Raw genomic sequence first — 20,589 nt, forward strand, 5'->3', positions numbered from 1 at the left:
TTGCAGTCACATTTTGCAATAACTACCCACCCCGCAGATTACGCACCAGTTCACACAATCAATAGCTAACATAAAACCCTAAGCACACTATGACGCAAAGCGTGAAGCACACCACCTTTTCACCACAAAGATGCACTGGCATGACCAAAGTGCCGACCTCACCTAGGTATACTGAAACCAATTTATGCATCATCAGCCAGACATCAACGACTTATCGTCTTCTTATCGCGCTGTTTTATAAAAGATTAAGGCCCAAACAATGGTTACTCTCATTATTGATGGTCAGACTATTCAGGCACACGCCTCTGACACCATACTGCAAGCCAGCCTCAAGGCCGGTATAGATATTCCCCATTTATGCGCCAATCCAGGAGCCGACAAGTCCCCGCAAGAATGTCACTTATGTACTGTGGCCTTGCATTTTGATGATGGCATTCAATATCGCCAAGCCTGCTCGACCCAAGTGATGGCCGATTTAACTATCACTACTCAATCGCAAGCCTTAAGTGCTATGCGCCAAAAGGCATTGCAACTGATATTGAGCGATCACTTTGCTGACTGTGAAGCCCCGTGTCAGCAGGCCTGTCCCGCTGGGGTTGATGTGCAATCGTATCTGTATCACATGGCCCAAGGAAATCATCAGCAAGCGGTTAAGGTGATTAAGCAAACCTTACCTATGCCTTTATCCATTGGCCGCGTGTGCCCCGCCTTTTGTGAGACTGAATGTCGCCGCAACTTAGTCGATGACTCGTTAGCGATTCGCCAATTAAAGCGCCACGCCGCCGATATCGACCTTGAAAGTGAAGATCCTTGGATGCCAATGCGCGCCGCTGACACAGGTAAAAAAATCGCGATTATTGGCGCAGGACCTGCTGGCTTAAGCGCGGGTTATTTCTTATCTAACCAAGGTCATGACGTCACTATTTTTGATGCCATGCCCAAAGCTGGCGGCTGGTTACGCTATGGCATACCAGAATATCGCTTACCTAAGGCGATTTTAGATAAAGAAATCGAGCTTATGTGCCGTAACGGCCTAAAAATCGAGACCAATTGCCGCTTGGGTGAGCACATTCAATTACCGGATTTAGTGGCTAATTTCGACGCTGTTTGCTTAGCTATTGGCGCGCAAAAAGCGGTAGCCATGGATTACCCCGGCAGCGAACTAGCTGGCTGCTATTTAGGCGTGGATTACCTTAAAGATTTTTGCACTGAGCGCCATCTCATCACAGGTAACAAGGTCGCGGTTATTGGTGGCGGCAATACTGCCATTGATTGCGCGCGCACCGCAGTGCGCACTGGCGCCGATGTCACCTTGATTTATCGCCGTACCCGCGCCGATATGCCGGCCGAGCCTTATGAAATTCATGAAGCGGAAGTGGAAGGTGTTAAGTTTCACTTTCTAACGAACCCACTTGAAAATCATAGTGATGAACATGGCCGCGTCAGCGCCATCACGTTAAGCAAAATGGCCTTAACTGCGCCGGATGCCTCAGGGCGACGCTCCCCCAAAGCTACAGGTGAAAGCTTTACCGAAGCCTTTGATACCGTGATAGCCGCAGTATCGCAAATGCCAGACATGGACTTTTTACAGCAACCACAAAGCCAATTAGCCAATGGCCAGTTAGCATTAACGCGCTGGAATACCTTTGCGGGCTGCGAGCATACTATGTCGGCCGGTATTGAGAAGTTATTTGTGATTGGTGATTCGCGCCGCGGCCCTGCCACTGCAGTTGCCGCCATTGGTGATGGTCGGCGCGCCAGTGAAGCCATACATAAGCAGCTCACCACAGGCTTAGTGTGCGAGCTAGTACCGCACCCATTTAATGCCAGTAAAGGGCCGCTTAAGAGTCAGCAGCTTGATGCTGACTTGTACGCCAACGTCGTTAATCAACCGCGCAAAAAAATTACTGAATTATCAGGCTTAGAGCGCCAATTAAACTTTAGCGAAGTTGAGCGCGGCTTTAGTGAAGATGATGCCTTAACTGAGGCGACGCGCTGTTTAGAATGTGCCTGCCAAGCCAACACTCAATGTTCACTTCGCGACTATGCCACTGAATATAAAGTGGATAGCGCCAATTTAACCAGTGAAGCAAGTCAGCGCTTTACGGTAGATAAAAGTGCCCCTTTCATTCAATTTGATGCCAATCGCTGCATTAGCTGCGGCGCCTGCGTCGATATGTGTCAGCGCCAAAGTGGTCACAATGCCATTTGTTTTGAGCCTAATAATTTCTCAGCCGTGCCAGATGCAAATCCCCCCCTCATGCGCCGCGCGCCAAGGGCTGGCTTTAGCGCAACCATGGCAGATAGCGACTGCGTGCAATGCGGTAACTGCGTGCAAGTGTGCCCAACCGGCGCCTTAACCGATGCCCGCGATAAATCCCAAGCGCGCATCACTAAGCTTGAAACCGTATCAAGCGTCTGCACTTATTGCGGCGTCGGTTGCCGTTTAGTCATGCATGTCGATAAAGCCAACAATGTGATTAAACATGTCTCAGGTGATGTGGAATCTCAAGTCAATGAAGGCATGCTGTGCGTTAAAGGCCGCTTTGGCTTTGACTTTATCGGTAGCGACTTGCGCTTAACTACGCCGCTCATTCGGCGCAATGGCAAGTTAGAACCCGCCAGTTGGGATGACGCCATTAGCTTGATAGCTAAGCGCTTTAGCGACATAAAAGCTGTGCATGGCGCCAAAGCGATAGCGGCGTTATCGTCAGCTAAAGCCACTAACGAAGAAAACTATTTACTGCAGAAATTTGTGCGCGCCGTGCTTGGCAGCAACAACATAGATCACTGTGCTCGTCTTTGTCATTCATCAACCGTTAGCGCCCTCAATGCCAACTTAGGTAGCGGCGCCATGACCAATGATATCCAAGGTATTAAGCAGGCAGATTTAATCTTTATTTTGGGTTCTGACACTGAATCGGCGCACCCCATCATAGCGTCCAGAATTAAAGAAGCAGTGAATTATCACAAGGCGCGCTTAGTGGTCGCTGACCCTAAAAAAGTGTCGATTGCCGATAAAGCTGAGTTTTATATCAGCCATAAGCCGGGCACAGATGTCATGCTCCTTAATGCCCTGATGCAGCAAATCTTAATCAATCACTGGCATGACCTTGATTATATTAATGAGCGCACTGAAGGCTTTGAGGCGCTTCACACTGAATTGATGAAGCCAGATTACAATTTAGAGACGGCGGCTAAAATTACCGGCGTATCCCAAGCTAATCTCGCAAAATTAGCCCGTATGCTCGGCACTGCCAGCAAAACCGCCGTCTTCTATGCCATGGGCATTACCCAGCATACTTCTGGACATGACAATGTTACCGCCATTGCTAACCTGCAATTATTGCTAGGCAATATTGGCATAGAAGGCGCGGGGATTAATCCCCTGCGCGGTCAAAGCAATGTGCAAGGCGCTTGTGATATGGGCGCCCTGCCCGACTATTTACCTGGGTATCGCCGTTATCATGACAGTGACAATCTCGCGCGCTTATCTGAGTTATGGCAAGCGCCATTAAGCACAGATGAAGGCATTGCCGCGACATTCATGATGAAAGCCTTAAGTTCAGGCGAGCTTAAAGCCATGTACATCATGGGGGAAAACCCAGTATTGAGCGACCCAGATCAAGCCCACGTACTGCAAGGTTTAGCGAGCGCAGAATTTATTGTGGTGCAAGATATCTTCTTAACCGAAACCGCAGCTTACGCCGATGTGGTATTGCCAGCGGCAGCGTTTGCCGAAAAACGTGGGCATTTCACTAATACTGAGCGCCGCGTGCAGCAATTGCAGCAAGCGGTAAATCCGCCGGGGCAAGCCCTCGCGGATTGGCGCATTATTCAGGCAATTGCCAATGCCATGGGCGCTAACTGGCGCTATGACTCAGAAGAAACCATCTGGACTGAAGCCATTATTGCTACGCCGCAGTACCGCGGTATGTCTTGGGACAGATTACGCCCCATCACACTCACGGGTAAACAAGGCCTGCAGTGGCCATGCCCAGATACTAGCCATGCTGGCACTAAAGTGCTGCATCAAGGCAGTTTTATCCGCGGTAAAGCTAAGCTTGAGGCGGTAAGTTATCGCCTGCCCGCTGAAATGCCTTGTGATGATTATCCGCTAATTTTATCAACCGGCCGCTTACTTGAGCAGTTCCATACTGGCACGCTTACCCGTAAGACCCCGGGGCTTGATTTACTGGGTAGCCCTAAGGTGATGATGTCTGTGTATGACGCCGAGCACTATGGCATTAATAATGGCGATACTTTAGAGCTCAGCACTCGCCGCGGCACTATTACCATTGATGCCTTTGTGAGTAAACGCGCTCAGGTAGGAGTGCTGTTTTTACCGTTCCACTTTGCTGAAGCTGCGGCCAACAAGCTCACTAACAATGCGCTCGACCCTGTGGCTAAAATCCCAGAATATAAAATCTGCGCGGTTAAGCTTAGAAAAGTTACTGAGCCAGTAAGCGCTTAACATCGCTAACTATCAGTATCAGGTGTGCCTGATACTGATAGTTAAGCCTTAAACCGTCAAACCGTTAAATCTGTATACAGTTAAATCATGGCCAGCGCAGCGCCTGTCACCACAAAGCTTGCTATTAGCAGTAAAATCGATGGCCTAAACCAGCGCAATAAAGCCAAGCCCGTTAGCACTAAGGCCATATCCAAAGAATCCGTCACTGCGCTAGTAAATACTGGGTCATACAAGGTGCTAAGCAGTACCCCCACCACAGCGGCATTTAATCCAGCCACAGCAGCCATGACTTGGGGTTTGCGGCAAAGCGCTTGCCACGCACCAATCAATGCCAATAACAGTAAAAATCCCGGTAAAAAAATGGCCACCGTAGCCACCAAGGCTGCCATAAGTGGCGCTTGTGGCCACATTTGCGCGCCAAAGAAACTCGCCACACTAAACATGGGGCCAGGGACTGCTTGCGCTAAGGCATAACCACTTAAAAAAGTGTCAGAACTTAAGCTTCGGCCAACACTGTTTTCAAGTAATGGCAGTACCACATGGCCGCCACCAAACACTAAGCTACCGGCTTGATAAAACTGTGCAAATATCGACATTAAGCCATTACTAGCCAGCGTTAATTGCCACAGACTGAGCGTTAACAGCAAGGCAAACGCCAATAACCACCACCAGTTGATACCAGTCATGCCATGCCCACTAAGGCTCGATGAATCATGACCCTTAGGTGAATGTTTATCGCTGGATAACCAGCGCCAGCCCGCCAATGCCGCGAGCGCGAGCACTAGCATTTGCGCGGCTGTGCCAGGCACTAGCAGTAAAGCCACTGTGGCAGTTAACATGATCAGACGCGCTGCGAGCTTATGGCAAAACTGCGTAAATAACGCCATCACGGCATCAGCAACTATCACTACGGCGAGCAGCTTTAGCCCATGAATTGCGCCTTGCACGGCATCTAGATGCAAAAATTGACTGCTAGTGATGGCAAATAAATATAAGAGTAGAAATGATGGCAGGGTAAAACCGATAAAAGCGGCGATAGCGCCGCTAAGCCCAGCTTTATGATGACCTATGGCAAAGCCTAATTGCGACGAACCAGGGCCAGGTAAAAACTGGCTAACGGCCACTAAGTTGGCAAATTCACGCTCATCGAGCCAGCGCAATTGCTCAACAAAGGTATAGCGAAAATAACCAATGTGGGCGGCAGGCCCGCCAAAGCACACCCAGCCTAAGGTAAAAAATCGCACCAATACTTGCCACGTCATATTGCATCCCCGCCATTATAGAAGGGCTAGCATATGACACTTTGATGACAATTCAATGACCTAACTGATGTTTAAATTCGCTCCAGCAGCGCCATCACTTCAAAGTGATGGGTATGGGGAAACATGTCGAATAATTGCACCCGAGTCACCTTGTAACCACGGATATGCTGTAAATCTTGCGCCATGGTTTTAGCATTGCAGCTTGAATAAATAATATGAGCGGGCGCAAATTCACTTAACGACTCACATAAGGCGGCGCCTATGCCCCGTCTTGGCGGGTTCACTATGATGATATCAGGTACTTCGCTAGCCTCTTTGCCGGCTGCAACTTGGGTCGAATCTAACGCGCTAAAACTGACATTACTCAGACCCAACTCTTGGGCCGACATTGACGCACAGGCAATCGCTTCGGCTTCAATTTCAATACCGGTCACAGCCACAGTTTGACTCGCGCAGTGCAAGCCAAAGCCGCCAACACCGCAGAATAAATCCCACACAGATTTAGGTGCTGAATCAACGGCCATTAATTCTGCCACCCAATCGCGGGCGGTAGCGTATAGGCGCTCAGCCACTTGCGGGTTAGTTTGAAAAAAGCTTTTCGGGCGAATGTATAAAGGCACCTGATTAAACACTTCCGCTAAACGGGTTTGTTCAGTGAGAAATATCTCTTCATCGCCTTCTAAGCGCGCCATATGCACAGGCTGCAAATTAACTGACACCACTTTAATTTGCGGATATTCACTTAATAACTTAGGTAATTCGCGCTCAATTCTGGCTATGGCTTGCTCACTTCTCAGCACAAAGCGCAGCAGATATTCGCCATTGACTTGGCTGCGGGTTAACAGCACAAACTTAAGCTCGCCTTTGGCTTTATCTACTCGATAAGGCGGAATGCCCGCTTGTTGCACAAACACTTGTAGGCGCGCTAATAACTCTTGCATATCGGTAGGATATAACGGGCAATCACATAAGCTTATGCTCTGACCTTGCGGGCTCACTATGCCTAACAGCGGCTGATGAGCCGCGCCTAAGGCCACCATTTTGGCTTTATTGCGAAACGCCAATTCAGGACCTGTTACGGGCGCTAAAAATACGTTTGGGTCTACTTGCGGTAACAGGCTCTTGAGCTCTGTCATTTTGGTGTGTAATTGCAACACCATAGGCTGGTCGAGAAGGGGGCAAGATAGACATTCGGCGGCGGCAAAATGACGACAAACAGGCATAGCTTAGACTCATAATAAAAGTTGCGGCGTACTTTACCGTTTTTATATTTAAGGCTCAAGTCTTGGGTATCGAGTTTGATACTTAAGCTTTATCCCTTAAGTTTTAAGGTGTTAGCCTTGTGATCCGAGTTTTAAAAATGAGTTTTAAGGGGATAGTTAAGAATGAGTTTGACGATTGAATTAAATGATTAAGCGAGTCGGCTAAAAATGCTCTAGGCAATGTTTAGCCGACCACTATGGCTATAAACGCCCTTGATTAAACTCTTGCTTAAATTGCAGTACTTTTTGCAAATAGCGCCGCGCTTCATCCTTAGGGTGGCGCGTCGTTAACGCCCAGTACAACTGCTCAGGTTTTAAGCGATTAATATCATCAACCGCGCGCACTCTGTCGTTATTAAAGGTAGTAAGCACGCCGCCCGCGCCGCCGTTGTAAGCGGAAATCATGCTGTATTGCAAATTAGTCGGATGGGTCACCCCTTTTAAATACCTAAGCTTAAGTATTTGAAAGTAAGCCACGCCGGTATCTATGTTATTGGCTGGATTAAACAAATAAGCACGGCTTGGCACGCCGCTGCGATTTTTCACTAACCTAAACACATCCGCGCCCGCAGTATTGGGCATGACTTGCATCAAACCATAGGCGCCAGAGCGACTCACAGCATAAGGGTTAAAGCTACTTTCGGTTTTGATAATCGCATAAATCAAATCTTCAGCAATGCCGTAACGCTTAGCCGCTGCGGTAATTAAGGGCGCATATTGGCGTTCGCGCTGCAATAAGTGATCGTTCACCATATCAATCACTATGTAGTGCACCTTGATATCGCCTTGCTGTTGATGACTTAACTTATTGGCCAGCAAGTAATCGGCAAAACGCTCAGCCCGCCACTCCCACTCAATCAGCTGACCATCTTGATCTACCACTTGCCCCAGTAAAAACGGCTTTTGGCTCACAGCGACTTTAGAATCTGTGTATAAATCCACCTCGCTAGGATCGCCGCTCATCAGCAAGGTTTCAATTATCGCGTGGCGTAAACTCGCTTGAGTTTTTTTATTATCAACTGTGCCTATATAGATTTTGCCTTTATTAAAATCGATATGGGCACGGGTACGGTAGCCATCAATATATTTGACATAGTGATGACGACTGGCCTCAAGATAATTGTCATCGCCCCACTCTTTTTTAACGCCCTTGGCAAAGGATGCCATTAGCACATCAACCCCAGGGTCAAGCGGGCTTCCACCGCCTTTAATGGGCGGCTTAATCGCATCGGGCGTTTGGCTACAGGCGGTAAGCCAGAGCGCAGCAATCACAAATAATAATTTCTTCATCGTATTTAGCTATATCCACCGAGAGTCGAGATAATAACACCAAGCACTAATTTACGGGTATCCCACTAAGATAACGGCTTGAATTACCGTTATATTAACCAACAAACCATTAAAAACTCGTTAAAGATACTACGTTTTGGCAACAAGTAACATGCGCGTCTCCCTCGCGACCACTGAGCGCTAGGCTTGTCAGGATCTTTGGCCGCAGATTTGCTATCATGACCCAGTCAACATCGACATCCTCCAGCTAAAGAGCCATTCTCCATGTCCATTACTCAGGCACTGCAACAAGCTTTGCAGCAACGCCAGGCCTTTTTTTCACTATCCCAGCAACAAGATACCGATTGTTATCGAGTATTCCATGGCACAGTCGAAGGCTGTAATGGTCTTAATATTGACCGCTATGGTGATGCTTGGCTGGTGCAAAGTTTTCACGATCCGCTCGATGCAGCAGGTGTTGATGAGATAAGCGCATGTTTGACCGCTCATTTAGATTTGCCGGTGATCTATAACGATCGCTCACGGGGAAATTCGCGCATTAACAACGATCTCAGCCCGCAGCATGATGCTTTAGCTCATGATGAGCAGATCATGCGTGAAAATGGCATTAAGTTTACTAGCCGTTTACGCCACGAAGGCCAAGATCCGCTGCTGTTTTTAGATATGCGTATTGGCCGCGAATACATGCAGCGCCACGCCCAAGATAAAAGCGTATTAAACCTATTCTCTTATACTTGCGGCATAGGCACAGCCGCGGCCGTTGGCGGCGCCAAGCAAGTCATCAACGTTGATTTTTCATCGTTTGCACTGGCGGCAGGACAGCGTAATGCGGCGCTTAATCAAGTGTCTGATGTGTGTGAGTTTGTGCAAAGTGATGTGTTCCCTGCCATACGTCAGTTAGCAGGATTAGCAGTGGGCGGACGTCGCCAGCAGAAATTGCCAAGCTATCCCAAGCTTAAGCAGCAACAGTTTGATTTAGTGTTTCTTGACCCGCCAAGATATGCCAAAAGCCCGTTTGGCATAGTCGATTTAATCAATGACTATCAAAGCTTGTTTAAACCTGCGCTACTTGCCACTAAAAAAGGTGGCACTATCGTCTGTTGTAATAACGTCGCTAAAGTCGATAAAACCGCGTGGTTTGATAGCTTAGTGCGCTGCGTTAACAAGCAAGGCTTAAGTGTGAGCAAGGTAGAGTGGCTTGATTGTCATCCAGATTTCCCAGCCTTTGATGATAACCACCCACTTAAGATCGTCGCCCTGACGATTGTTGATAACCTGGAATAATCTGTCTAAGTCACATGAATTAACCTCCCAATGCGTTGCGAGGGAGGTTAACAAGCCAGCTTAACCCTAATGGTTAACTAAGGTGTTGGCATATTGACTCGGGGTGACGCCAAACTGCTGTTTAAAGCGCGCGCTGAAGCGACTATCCGACAGATAACCACAGGCTTTAGCGACATCATCTAAAGATTGCTGTTGCTGCAATAAACCTAAGGCGTGATTCATCCGAATTTGCGCTAATAAATCACTAAAATGCTCGCCTTCTTGCGCTAACTTGCGGGTTAGGGTGGCGCGGCTCATGCCTAACTGCTGCCCCGCGGACGCTAAAGTATGCTCGGCGCTCGGCTCATTCATCAGTAAGCGACAAAGCTTGTGTTTAACGCTTTGCTGCTGAAAGCTAAACAGCATAGATAAGGCGCCAACGCTAGCCAGTTCGCTATATAGCCCCAGCAAAAATGTCGCTTGGGTGTCTTCACTTAAGCTTTGTTTTTGCATCTGCCATAACACTTCAAAACACCAAGCTAAATTAGGGCTGACGCTTAGCGTAATCGACTCGGCTTGATTGCGCCAATAAATGACTGGGGGGCGGCATTAATAAACTTAAGGTGCGCGAGTAAAACTCGCCCTGATGCGGGTGATTTACGAAAGTCAAATACTGGCCAGCAGAGGTCAAGATCCACACGTCTTTAGTGAGCGGTAATTCTTGCTGTTGCCACCATAAGGCCTTACTGCCCTTTTGCACCCAAGTAATAGTGGGGGCGAACATTTGCACATTGTGCAAATGCTGCGGGTGCCGACTCTTAAAGGTTGAAAATTGACAGATTGACATCGATTGCCCCAGCTAAATTGATTTGCTCACCTATGATGCTGTTATAAGAGGCCTGTTGTACCACGGCCTCTTATACCAACAGCTTAAATACTAAGGCTATTCTTGCACATAAATGGCAGTCAAGGTGGCAGATGCGCTCGCGGTGGCGTTAAGCATAAAGCCAACTATAGCCGCCGATGGGTTTTCTGGTAAGTCTAAGCTAGCCACAGGCAATGCCCATAAGGTGAAATGGTATCTGTGCATGCCGTGGCCTGCTGGAGGGCAAGCGCCGCCATAACCTAAGCTACCGTAATCATTTCTTAACTCACGGGCGCCAGCAATGGTGCCTGAAGCGCCGCGGCCAATAGAGGTAACGCTGGCGGGAATATTCACCACTTGCCAATGCCACCAGCCTGAGCCTGTAGGAGCATCTGGGTCAAACACAGTAATGGCATAGCTTTTAGTATTAGCAGGGGCACCTTGCCAGCTTAACTGGGAGGATAAGTTTTGTTTGCCATCGCCAAAGGTAAAATCATCTCCCATGGGGCGGCCTTCAAAAATATCATCACTGCTTAACGTCATGCCAACGCTGTTTTCGCTCAATACATGTATTGCTCTCATCACGCTATCCTCTTTGATTTGATAGCCAAAGAATAGTCCTATTTTAATAGCAATGTATTACGCAAAGGCTCAATTTTAATTAAATATGAATAATTTTGAGCCTTATAGTTTTTAAAACTGACTCGCTATGATAAATCAGAGGTAAGTAAACGCTGACTGGATACATCAGCGTCTAAGGCAGGGAACTTTACACTAAAGAAGGTGCAGCGCTGCTGCTGATGGCTTGAGATTGGAGTGCTGGGCTTGGCGCAGCAGGTGTTGAATCATTGGTGTATAACCGATAGAGGGCGGCGCAAACTAAAATCACCACAGCTATTACGACTAATCGCCCAAAGCTAAACAGCCAAGTAGGCTGGCTTTCAGCGGCAACAACAGCTTGGGGTTCAATGGGCTTAGATTCAATGGGCTGAGGTTTGGTTTGCTGGCAAGCATCAATTGCGGAATTAATGGCTTTGACTTTACCGTCGGCCTGCCTATCTAACTGAAACAAAATAATATCACCAATTTCAGGTGGGCGACTTGGCTGTTTCAGCGACGAGATATGAATAAAGACTTCGCGGCCAGCATTAACGCTAACGTCAGGCTTAATGAAGCCATAACCTTGGTCATGATGCCAACGAACCAGTTTTCCTTTGAGTAAGCTGCCCAAACGTTCTCCAACAGTGGGAAGGCATTAAATGGTTAGCACCTTCTTAAATTAGAATGACAGTCTGTCAGGACACATGAAAGCTTACAAGGGGTTAGCTAGGCTTATTTTTGGCAGCAAGCAATTGCCGCCCACCCAGACTCCCCCCTTAATCCACTAAAGCATCACTTGAGTGACAGCTAAAGGCTCATCTCGCTTACTTAGCAACACCGCAAGCCATACGCGCGCCGCCACCACCTAATGGCGCTGGATGATCTGAGTGATTATCACCGCCTATGTGCACCATAATCGCCTTACCTTTAATATCGCTGGCGGTTAAGCGCGGCGCTAATACAGGTGTGGTCGCTGTGCCATCGGCATTAACGCTTAAGCTAGGTAAATCGCCTTTATGATTATCTTTAGTCCAAGGATAGCCATGCTTACCGGTATTATCTGGGTCGAAATGACCACCAGCGGCGCCGCCTAATACGGTTTTACCTTCTTTAGTGCTAGGGTCGCAGCTGCCATTGGCATGCACATGGAATCCATGCTGACCCGAGCTTAAGCCTTTAAGATTAGGCGTGAATACTAAGCCATAGTCAGTTTCGCTAATTACGATTTCACCGATTGCTTGATTGCCATCTGCGCTTAATAAAGCCATGTCGACCACGCTGACATCGGCGGCATGAGCGGCGCTAAAACCTAGGCTAGATACGAGTGTGCCAATTACCAACATCTTGTTCATTTAAAGCTCCTTTTTTTACATTAGGTATGTTTACATCAAGTGGGTTACATCAAATCGATACTTTCCAAACGGCTAGCCAGCACAGGGTTAGTTGTGCATGAGTGCCAAGCTTAAGCCCAGTTTGAGCCTAGCTTGAGCCTAGCCATCAGGGTAACTATTTTTTCCTAGCAGCATCTAACGCCTGACACAGAGAGCGAATGCCAAGTAAGGCGCGCGGCGTAGGCCTGTGCAGTAAGTCTGCATTTAACTGGGTGATATGCTTATTTTTTACCGCGGGGATCATGGGCCATTTACCCCAATCTATCCCTGACACATTACCATGATTTTCGCTTTGCAAAATCACTTGCGGCATAGCCATCACTACTTGCTCTACATTGACTTGTGGGTACTCAGACATGGAATCAGCAAAAATATTATCCCCATGACAAATGCTGATGATTTGCTGGATCCAACTGCCATTAGCGACTGTCATCAATGGCTTAGGCCATAACTGATAAAACACGCTCACAGGAGGGCTCATCTGGTATTGCTGTTCTATCATAGCCAATTGCGCTAAGTAATCAGCCGCCACCTTATCAGCCTCAGCTTGTAAGCCTGTTAACTGCCCAAGCTCGCTTAAGGTAGTAGCAACCGATGAGAGCGTCTTAGCGTCTGAATTATAAAGCGTAATGCCAAGGCTTTTTAGGCGCTCAATATCTTCTGGACGATTGCCTGTTTGCCAATACACCACGAGATCAGGCTTAAGTGACACCACTTTTTCAATGGAAATCCCATAATAACCGCCAATGCTTGGGATTTTTTTGGCGTCTACAGGAAAATCTGCATGATCTATGGTCGCCACAATGCGATCCCCCGCACCTATGGCATAAAGCAGCTCAACACTGTGGGGCGATAAGGCCACAATTGTCATGGCAGGCGAGCGCGCTGCCACAACTGGTGTATCAGCTTGGCTAGCTTCTGTGTCAACCACGGTTTCAGCAACTGCCTGCTGACTCATAAGTAACACTAATAAAAACACACAACGATTAACCAACCCTGTCATTATCTTTTCCATGATTATTCTTTTTTCAGCCACTTAACTGCGCAGCTCAACAACTGACACTTAGCAATCAATGCTTAGTCATCAATCCTTAGTAATCAATCCTTAGTAATCAAAGCCTGGCTGCGCCTTAATGCCATTATCAAAGGCATGCTTGACCGACTGCACTTCGCTCACAGTATCGGCAATCTCAATCACGGCGCGATGACAAGCACGACCAGTAATGATGACATGCTGCATCGGCGGGCGATGTTGTAGCGCCTTAATCACTCTATCAACATCAAGGTAGTGATAACTCAGCATATAAGTGAGCTCATCGAGCATTACGCAATCTATGCTTTCATCTTGCAGTAACTGCTCAGCCGCAAGCCAAGCCTCTTCTGCGGCCGCTGTATCTTTTTGCTTATCTTGAGTCTCCCAAGTAAAGCCTGTGGCCATCACATGAAAAGTCACCCCAGCGCCTTCCAGCAAATTACGCTCACCGCACTCCCACGCGCCTTTAATAAACTGCACTACCGCCGCGCGTTTACCATGGCCGACAGCGCGCGCCACAGTGCCAAAGCCCGAGCTAGATTTACCTTTGCCGTTACCTGTGAGCACCAATAAAATGCCCTTTTCATCTTGGGCGGCGGCAATCTTGGCATCAACGCCAGCTTTAAGTTTTTGCTGGCGCTGTTTATGACGTTCAGCTTTAGTGTCGGTCGTTGGCATTTCAGTCGGTTTATCCATAATGTTGTTGATTTCCAGTATCTAGGCAGAGTTGTAGCAGTGAAAAATCTAAGTGTTGCTCTAAGGTATCAGCCAAGCGATTAAGGTTATCTTCGCGCAGCTTGTCCATATCTATGGCTTGCTGGCTATTGCCAAGACCGGCCCATTGCAGCAATAAGTTAGCGGCCTCTGGGTTATCAAATAGGCCGTGCACATAAGTGCCGAGAATTTGTTTATCATCAGAAACCATACCATCAAGGCGCGCCTGGGTATCGCTTGTAGATTCAAGCGCTATGGCCTGCGCATTAGGGCGCAGTAATTGACTCACGCCGCAGTGAATTTCATAGCCGTTAACAGCGGCAGTTTGTCCATTTAATTGCAGCTCACCGCTAACATTGCGCAGTTGCTTGTGTGGCTTAAGCTCAGTCACCATAGGCAGTAAACCTAGACCATCACTGACCCCAGCCTTGCCTTCAATGCCTTGGCTATCATCAATTTCAAGCCCGAGCATTTGATAGCCGCCGCAAATACCTATGACCTTACCGCCATAACGTAAATGCCGCTTAATCGCTGTATCCCACCCTTGTTGATACAGATACGCTAAATCGTCCCGCACTTGCTTGCTACCAGGAATAATAATTAAATCCGCCGCCGGCAGCGTGCTTAGCTCACTACTGGCATGCACTAAGGTGAGGTTTACTCGCGGGTGCTGACGCAAGGCATCAATATCGGTGTGATTACTAATGCGCGGCGTTACTAACACCAGCACATTGATGCAGTCTTGCTGCTCTGTTGGCATAGGTAAATCGGCAAAACCATCTTCAGCATCAAGCTGCAGATTATCTAAATAAGGCAGCACCCCAATCACAGGTTTGCCGGTGCGCTCTTCTAGCATCTTAAGGCCTGGCTCTAACAGACTAATGTCGCCGCGAAAACGGTTAATCACAAAGCCTTTAATGCGCGCTTGCTCTGATGGTGACAACAGCATTAAGGTGCCAATCAACTGGGCAAATACGCCGCCTTTATCGATATCAGCCACTAAGATCACCGGGCAATCTACGGCTTCTGCAAAGCCCATATTGGCCATATCACCCGCACGCAAATTGATTTCCGCTGGGCTGCCTGCGCCCTCCACCAGCACCATTTCAAATTGCTGCTGCAAGTTACGGTACGAGCTTAAAATGGCTTCAAACACTTGCGCCTTGGCTTTAAGGCTATGGGGCCCAAAAAATTCTTTAGCGGCAACTGAGCTGAGCACTTGGCCTTGCACTACCACTTGCGCTTGAGTATCGCTTTGAGGCTTTAACAACAGCGGATTAAAATCGTTACGCGGCGCTTGATAACAAGCCGCCGCTTGCAAGGCTTGGGCGCGGCCAATTTCGCCGCCATCAATAGTGACAGCGCTATTAAGCGCCATATTTTGCGGTTTAAAAGGGGCAACCTTATGGCCTTGACGCGCAAAGACGCGGCATAAACCCGCAACTACTGTGGTTTTACCGGCATCGGACGTGGTGCCTTGCACCATTAAGCAGCGAGCTGCGCGCTTTTGAGAGCTTTGAGTCATAATGGGGGTCAATGCGTTCATACACAATCCTTTGTGTGTTTGGGATTTTGTTATCAGTGCCAAGGCCTTTTGGGCTCAGCGCTTACGTGTCGCTACTGTTAATATCGACACAGCTTTTATCGATAGGATGCTATCGATACGGTTTTATCACTGCTGTGCTATCACTACTGTCTTTGCGGACATAGCGTTAAGGCCTTGATTTAAGCGGCAAAGGCAGTCCTGCCACCACTAAAGTAACCTTATCAGCGCACGCGGCTATGGCCTGATTGAGCCAACCGGCTTCATCAGTAAAGCGGCGCGATAACTCGCCTAAAGGTACTATGCCAGAGCCCACTTCATTACTGACGATAACTAAGTGACCACTAAAATCTGTGATGGCCGCCAGCAGTTGCTGCTTAGCTTGGTTAAAATGCCCTATATCAGCCACTAGATGCTTAGCGTCATCACCAACATTAGCTTCATCACATAAATTAGCTTCATCACATAAATTAGCTTCATCACATAAATAGCCGCTTAACCACAAGGTTAAACAGTCCACCAGCACTAGTTGCTGGGGATGATTTAAGGCATGTAACGTCGCCGCTAATTCAGTGCCTACTTCATGGGTGTGCCACTTGATGGCGCCGCCTTGCCTGTCTTTTTGATGGCGCTCAATACGCGCGCGCATTTCATCATCCAGTGCCAAGGCAGTCGCCACATAATGGCAAGAATAGTCAGGATAAGTTTGCACTAAATCGGCGATACACTGCTCGGCAAAGCGGCTCTTACCACTGCGACAACCGCCTATGACTAAATGCTTCATATAAGTGGTATCCATGGCATTAATTGACTGCCAGTAATGGCAAGTAACAACAGATAAATCAACACTTCACTGAGCTGCTGCGCCGCGCCTAATGTATCGCCGGTATAACCGCCAATTTGGCGGCGAAACCATAAGACCAACAGTTGCCGACAACTGATAAGTCCTATGCCTAACACCATGATGGTGCTTAACGGCAGCGAGAATACCAGTACTAATGCCGTGAGTAATAATATACCTAAATCAATAGGTTGCTGCTGATTAGCCAGCGGCTTAGATTTACCTTCATCACGCACATAAGTTTCAGTGTAAATAAGACTCGCCGCTAATACGCGGCTTAAACCGTGAGCGAGCACGAGCGCCACGACCGCAGCTATTAACGAATGCTCAGCCAGTAAGGTTAAGGCTTGCCATTTCAGCAATAAAATAAGCAATATGGCGACAGCGCCATAAGTGCCAAGACGCGAATCCTTCATGATCGCAAGCTTATCGCTCACTTGCCAGCCGCCGCCAAAACCATCAGCAGTATCGGCTAAACCATCTTCATGAAAGGCGCCGGTGAGTAGCACGCTCAGCAGCATCACAATAATGACCACAACTGAAATTGGTAACCACTGGGCCAATATCACTAACGCTAGGCCGCACACGGAGCCCATTAAAATACCGACTAAGCCAAAGTAGCGACTGGCATGATTAAGCTTGTCACTATCAACCTGTATGCTGGCAGGCACAGGAATGCGGGTGAAAAAGCCGATGGCAACCAGCATTAATTGCCATTCTTTGATGAGACGCGCCATCACAGCGCGCTGTCATCGTTAGCATTGGCAGGAACCACAGCATCGACCTTAGCATCATCAAAGCTTGCCATCTGGTTATAAAAATTCACTGCGGCCTCAACCATAGGTAAACATAAGGCGGCGCCGCTACCTTCACCAAGGCGCATGCCTAAATCTAAAATCGGCTCAGCATTTAATAAGCTCAGCATCAGCTGATGACCACGCTCGGCGCTGTTATGGGCAAAAATTAAATAATCGCGGCACTCTGGGTGCATGTTCACGGCAAGGAGCGCGGCGGCGGTCACAATAAAACCATCAATAATCACCAGCATGCCTTGCTCTGCGGCCGCTAAAATGGCGCCCGTCAGCATGACAATTTCAAAGCCGCCCACGGCAGCTAAAATCGCCTTAGCATCTTTCATTTTTTTGCGGTGAGTATTTAAGGCTAATTGCACTAAACGCACTTTATGCTCAAGAGCATCATCGCTTATGCCAGTGCCGCGCCCCACACAATCTTTGGCTTCCAAATCGGTTAAGGCCGCTAAAATGGCGGCGGCCGATGAGGTATTACCTATGCCCATTTCGCCAAGCGCCAGTAAATTACAGCCTTGAGCTTGATAGTGATTCACTAAGGTGCGCGCCTGCGTTAAGCCTTGCTCCACTTGCTCTAAACTCATGGCATCACGCAAATGAAAGGCGCGAGTACCCGCCCCTAAACGGCAGCTAAAAAAATCCCCTTGATTGGTGACTTGCTCAGGTGCCGTTAACGGTTTAACTATGCCAGCATCCACTAAGCCCAGCTTAAAGCCCGTTTGCCGACAAAACACATTCACCGCGGCGCCGCCGGCTAAAAAGTTCTGCAACATCTGGCGCGTTACCGCTTGCGGCGCAATCGATACACCTTCATTGGCTATGCCATGATCGCCTGCAAACACCAACATGGTTGGTGATGAAATCGCTAACTTAGCTTGGTTTTGCACTAATGCCACTTGCAGCGCTAAGGATTCAAGCTTACCAAGCGCGCCTAACGGCTTAGTTTTTTGATTGATAACATGCTGAATGCTTGCTTGATTACTCTTATCTAATGACTTGATATTAAACATCGTGTTCCTGTTGCCGCCGCTTAAGTACAAAGAGAAAAAATACGCTACCTAGCGCGGCTGTAATAACGCCTACTGGTAACTCTTGATTAGGGATTAATAAACGCGCTAAAACATCCACCCACACCATAAAAATGCCGCCCGCAAGAGCTATCAGCAATAATGGCTGCCGCCCGGGGAGCAATAACCTAACTGTGTGTGGGATCATCAAGCCAACAAAGCCAATGCCGCCACAAGTGGCAACCAGCACAGCTGTAATTAATGAGCATAATAACAATACCTTAAGCCGTAAACTGGCGACGTTCAAGCCTAAGGTATGGGCAGTTTCATCGCCGCCTAACATGGCTAATAACTGGCGTTTCATGGCTAGCAATATGCCAAGGCTCACAAGCACCACCACGCTTGGCAGTAATAACCCTTGCCAAGTGGCAGCGCTAAAGCTGCCCAAGGTCCAAAACAGCACAGAGGCGGCAGCCATAGGATCAGAGAAATACAGCAATAAGCTCGCCAAGGCGGCAAACATAAAGGATGTGGCCACCCCAGCTAACAGCATGCGCTCCACCTGTCCATGCAAGCCCTTGCCGCTAACGCCTAACACTAAAAGCGCTGATAGACTCGCGCCAATAAAAGCGCCTATGGGCAAACTTAACCAAGACAATGCTGCGCTACCGAGCGCCGAGGTCATAACAACCACAGCCCCTAATGAGGCCCCCGATGAGATACCAAATAAATAAGGGTCGGCCAATGGATTACGAGTCACCATTTGTAATACGGCGCCCGCTATGGATAAGCCTGCGCCTGCGATAAAGGCGAGTAAAACCCGCGGCAAACGCAGTTGCCACCAAATTTGCCAGCTTAATGAATCCGGCGCGGCGCCCGAGATAAAACTCATTACATCCTTGATAATATGACTCATAGATAAAGGCACAGCCCCGAAACTACTGGCCAGCAATAAGCTCAATAATAAACTCAATAACAAGCCCAGTAACATCATCACTAAGGCAGCGCTATAACTGAGCCCACCCAGAGTGCTTGCTTTGATATGTGTCTTAAACAGCATGTTAGTTATTGACCTTGTGCTGATTAATCCCTTGGAGAGGTGATGGGCTAGATACTTGGTTAGGCGATCGATTCTGAAATTCATAACCGTAAAAATATTGAATACATGGGCGCGAATGCTGCGGATGCTTAACTAACTGACAGCACACCCCAAAGACATCGGCAATGCGCGCTTCAGTCAGCACTTCTGCGGGCGTGCCCATGGCCACTACTTGGCCGTGATTAAGCATTAATAACTGATCGCACAAGGCGCTGGCTAAATTGAGATCGTGAATCGAGGCTATGACTGTCATATCCAGCGAATGCACTAATTCCATAATTTGGATTTGATAGCGAATATCCAGATGATTGGTGGGTTCATCTAAGATGAGTAATTGCGGTTGCTGCAATAAGGCTCTGGCAATTAAGGCGCGCTGTTTCTCGCCGCCCGATAGGCCGTGATAAGGGCGCTTTGCTAATAGGGAAATACCCACGCGCTCAAGCACGGCTGCAATATTGGCTTTATCGCTGGCGGTAAGTGAAGCAAACCAACCTTTATGCGGCGTTAACCCCAGAGCCACTAGTTGCTCAACCGTCATATCCAGTTCAACAGGAGTATCTTGCTGCACCACAGCGACTTTACGGGCAAATTCCTTAGCAGAATACTGAGCAATCGGCTCGCCATTAAGCTCAATACTGGCCGCTGTTGGCGCTATATAGCGGTAAAGGCAGCGCAGCAGTGATGACTTACCCGCGCCATTGGGGCCAATAATGCCAAGCATTTGCCCTGTCTTTACAGAAAAAGCGATAGCATCGAGTAAGGCGCGATCGCCCACTTGCCAGTGTAAGCCGTTAACCTCAAGCGATGCCATGGCGCGCCCCGAGCAAATAAGCGGTGCGGCCAAACTGGGCGTCAAGAGGGGTGCGAGCCATTAAAATTGCGCTGTGATTCACTGTGTCTCTCCGGCTAGGTGACCCGCCTAGCATGATAAGTGGTTGTCAAAGGCAGGTATTCTGACTTGAGCCTAAGCTCTTACAGTTGCGGGTACAGTTCGGGCTTATGAGCTAACGCTCCCCGATTCCCTTTATCGCCAAGTTGCAGCATGCTGCCTTGGCACCTTTGACTCGATTGTGTGGCAAGCTTAGTTTGAGTTCGAGTTTGCGTTTGTATTTTTAGCGAAAGCCCAAGCCAAGCCG

18 protein-coding genes and 1 riboswitch are annotated in these 20,589 nt (G+C 48.3%); of the genes, 2 read left to right on the forward strand and 16 right to left on the reverse strand.

From position 1 onward, the window contains the following. The first annotated feature begins 259 nt into the window (after positions 1-259). A complete protein-coding gene (fdhF, locus tag FJQ87_RS16745; protein ID WP_140933589.1) occupies positions 260-4,474 on the forward strand; it encodes a formate dehydrogenase subunit alpha in 4,215 nt (1,404 codons plus the stop codon). An 80-nt stretch (positions 4,475-4,554) separates the two neighbouring features. On the opposite strand, the gene chrA is transcribed toward fdhF, so the two are convergent. From chrA to mltC, 3 genes are all read right to left on the reverse strand, one after another. Then, entirely contained in the window at positions 4,555-5,736 is a 1,182-nt protein-coding gene (chrA, locus tag FJQ87_RS16750; RefSeq protein ID WP_140933590.1) for a chromate efflux transporter, read from the reverse strand. A gap of 71 nt (positions 5,737-5,807) precedes the next feature. Beyond that, positions 5,808-6,959, reverse strand: coding sequence for a 23S rRNA (uracil(747)-C(5))-methyltransferase RlmC (gene rlmC, locus FJQ87_RS16755; RefSeq protein WP_140933591.1), 1,152 nt, complete (start codon positions 6,957-6,959; stop codon positions 5,808-5,810). Positions 6,960-7,199: 240 nt separating this feature from the next. Beyond that, positions 7,200-8,288: a membrane-bound lytic murein transglycosylase MltC gene (gene mltC, locus FJQ87_RS16760; RefSeq protein WP_140933592.1), complete on the reverse strand. Its 1,089-nt coding sequence runs from the start codon at positions 8,286-8,288 to the stop codon at positions 7,200-7,202. A 264-nt stretch (positions 8,289-8,552) separates the two neighbouring features. Here mltC and FJQ87_RS16765 point away from each other — a divergent pair, with 264 nt between their 5' ends. Further along, entirely contained in the window at positions 8,553-9,572 is a 1,020-nt protein-coding gene (locus FJQ87_RS16765) for a class I SAM-dependent methyltransferase (RefSeq protein ID WP_140933593.1), read from the forward strand. Between the two features lie 66 nt (positions 9,573-9,638). Here FJQ87_RS16765 and FJQ87_RS16770 read toward each other — a convergent pair whose 3' ends face one another. From FJQ87_RS16770 to FJQ87_RS16830, 13 genes are all read right to left on the reverse strand, one after another. After that, a complete protein-coding gene (locus FJQ87_RS16770; RefSeq protein WP_140933594.1) occupies positions 9,639-10,064 on the reverse strand; it encodes an AraC family transcriptional regulator in 426 nt (141 codons plus the stop codon). A 31-nt stretch (positions 10,065-10,095) separates the two neighbouring features. Continuing rightward, entirely contained in the window at positions 10,096-10,398 is a 303-nt protein-coding gene (locus tag FJQ87_RS16775; protein WP_140933595.1) for a hypothetical protein, read from the reverse strand. 96 nt (positions 10,399-10,494) lie between these two features. Continuing rightward, complete coding sequence (locus FJQ87_RS16780) at positions 10,495-10,998, reverse strand: YbhB/YbcL family Raf kinase inhibitor-like protein (protein WP_140933596.1); 504 nt, start codon at positions 10,996-10,998, stop codon at positions 10,495-10,497. Between the two features lie 187 nt (positions 10,999-11,185). Then, on the reverse strand, positions 11,186-11,647 hold the full coding sequence (locus FJQ87_RS16785; protein WP_140933597.1) for a cold shock domain-containing protein: 462 nt from the start codon (positions 11,645-11,647) through the stop codon (positions 11,186-11,188). A gap of 193 nt (positions 11,648-11,840) precedes the next feature. Then, a complete protein-coding gene (gene sodC, locus FJQ87_RS16790; RefSeq protein ID WP_140933598.1) occupies positions 11,841-12,368 on the reverse strand; it encodes a superoxide dismutase family protein in 528 nt (175 codons plus the stop codon). Positions 12,369-12,522: 154 nt separating this feature from the next. Beyond that, positions 12,523-13,278, reverse strand: a complete 756-nt coding sequence (locus tag FJQ87_RS16795; protein WP_240778938.1) for a cobalamin-binding protein — start codon at positions 13,276-13,278, stop codon at positions 12,523-12,525. A 234-nt stretch (positions 13,279-13,512) separates the two neighbouring features. Continuing rightward, complete coding sequence (gene cobO, locus FJQ87_RS16800) at positions 13,513-14,136, reverse strand: cob(I)yrinic acid a,c-diamide adenosyltransferase (RefSeq protein WP_140933599.1); 624 nt, start codon at positions 14,134-14,136, stop codon at positions 13,513-13,515. Beyond that, positions 14,129-15,700: a cobyric acid synthase gene (locus FJQ87_RS16805; RefSeq protein WP_240778762.1), complete on the reverse strand. Its 1,572-nt coding sequence runs from the start codon at positions 15,698-15,700 to the stop codon at positions 14,129-14,131. Before FJQ87_RS16805 ends, cobO begins: the two co-directional genes overlap by 8 nt. Before the next feature lie 166 nt (positions 15,701-15,866). After that, positions 15,867-16,481, reverse strand: coding sequence for a bifunctional adenosylcobinamide kinase/adenosylcobinamide-phosphate guanylyltransferase (cobU, locus tag FJQ87_RS16810; RefSeq protein WP_140934177.1), 615 nt, complete (start codon positions 16,479-16,481; stop codon positions 15,867-15,869). Then, positions 16,478-17,275: an adenosylcobinamide-GDP ribazoletransferase gene (locus tag FJQ87_RS16815; protein ID WP_140933600.1), complete on the reverse strand. Its 798-nt coding sequence runs from the start codon at positions 17,273-17,275 to the stop codon at positions 16,478-16,480. The genes cobU and FJQ87_RS16815 overlap by 4 nt, the downstream gene beginning before the upstream one ends. Further along, positions 17,275-18,357, reverse strand: a complete 1,083-nt coding sequence (gene cobT / locus FJQ87_RS16820) for a nicotinate-nucleotide--dimethylbenzimidazole phosphoribosyltransferase (RefSeq protein ID WP_140933601.1) — start codon at positions 18,355-18,357, stop codon at positions 17,275-17,277. The genes FJQ87_RS16815 and cobT overlap by 1 nt, the downstream gene beginning before the upstream one ends. Then, positions 18,350-19,348 (reverse strand): iron ABC transporter permease, encoded by a 999-nt coding sequence (locus FJQ87_RS16825; RefSeq protein ID WP_240778939.1) that lies wholly within the window; start codon positions 19,346-19,348, stop codon positions 18,350-18,352. The genes cobT and FJQ87_RS16825 overlap by 8 nt, the downstream gene beginning before the upstream one ends. A 67-nt stretch (positions 19,349-19,415) precedes the next feature. Beyond that, positions 19,416-20,264 carry an ABC transporter ATP-binding protein gene (locus FJQ87_RS16830; protein ID WP_140933602.1) on the reverse strand — a complete coding sequence of 283 codons (849 nt, stop codon included), beginning with the start codon at positions 20,262-20,264 and terminating at the stop codon, positions 19,416-19,418. 114 nt (positions 20,265-20,378) lie between these two features. Next, a riboswitch (cobalamin riboswitch) is annotated at positions 20,379-20,529 on the reverse strand. Positions 20,530-20,589: the final 60 nt, after the last annotated feature.

It is taken from the genome of Shewanella sp. SNU WT4 (assembly GCF_006494715.1).
Taxonomy (GTDB): Bacteria; Pseudomonadota; Gammaproteobacteria; order Enterobacterales; family Shewanellaceae; genus Shewanella.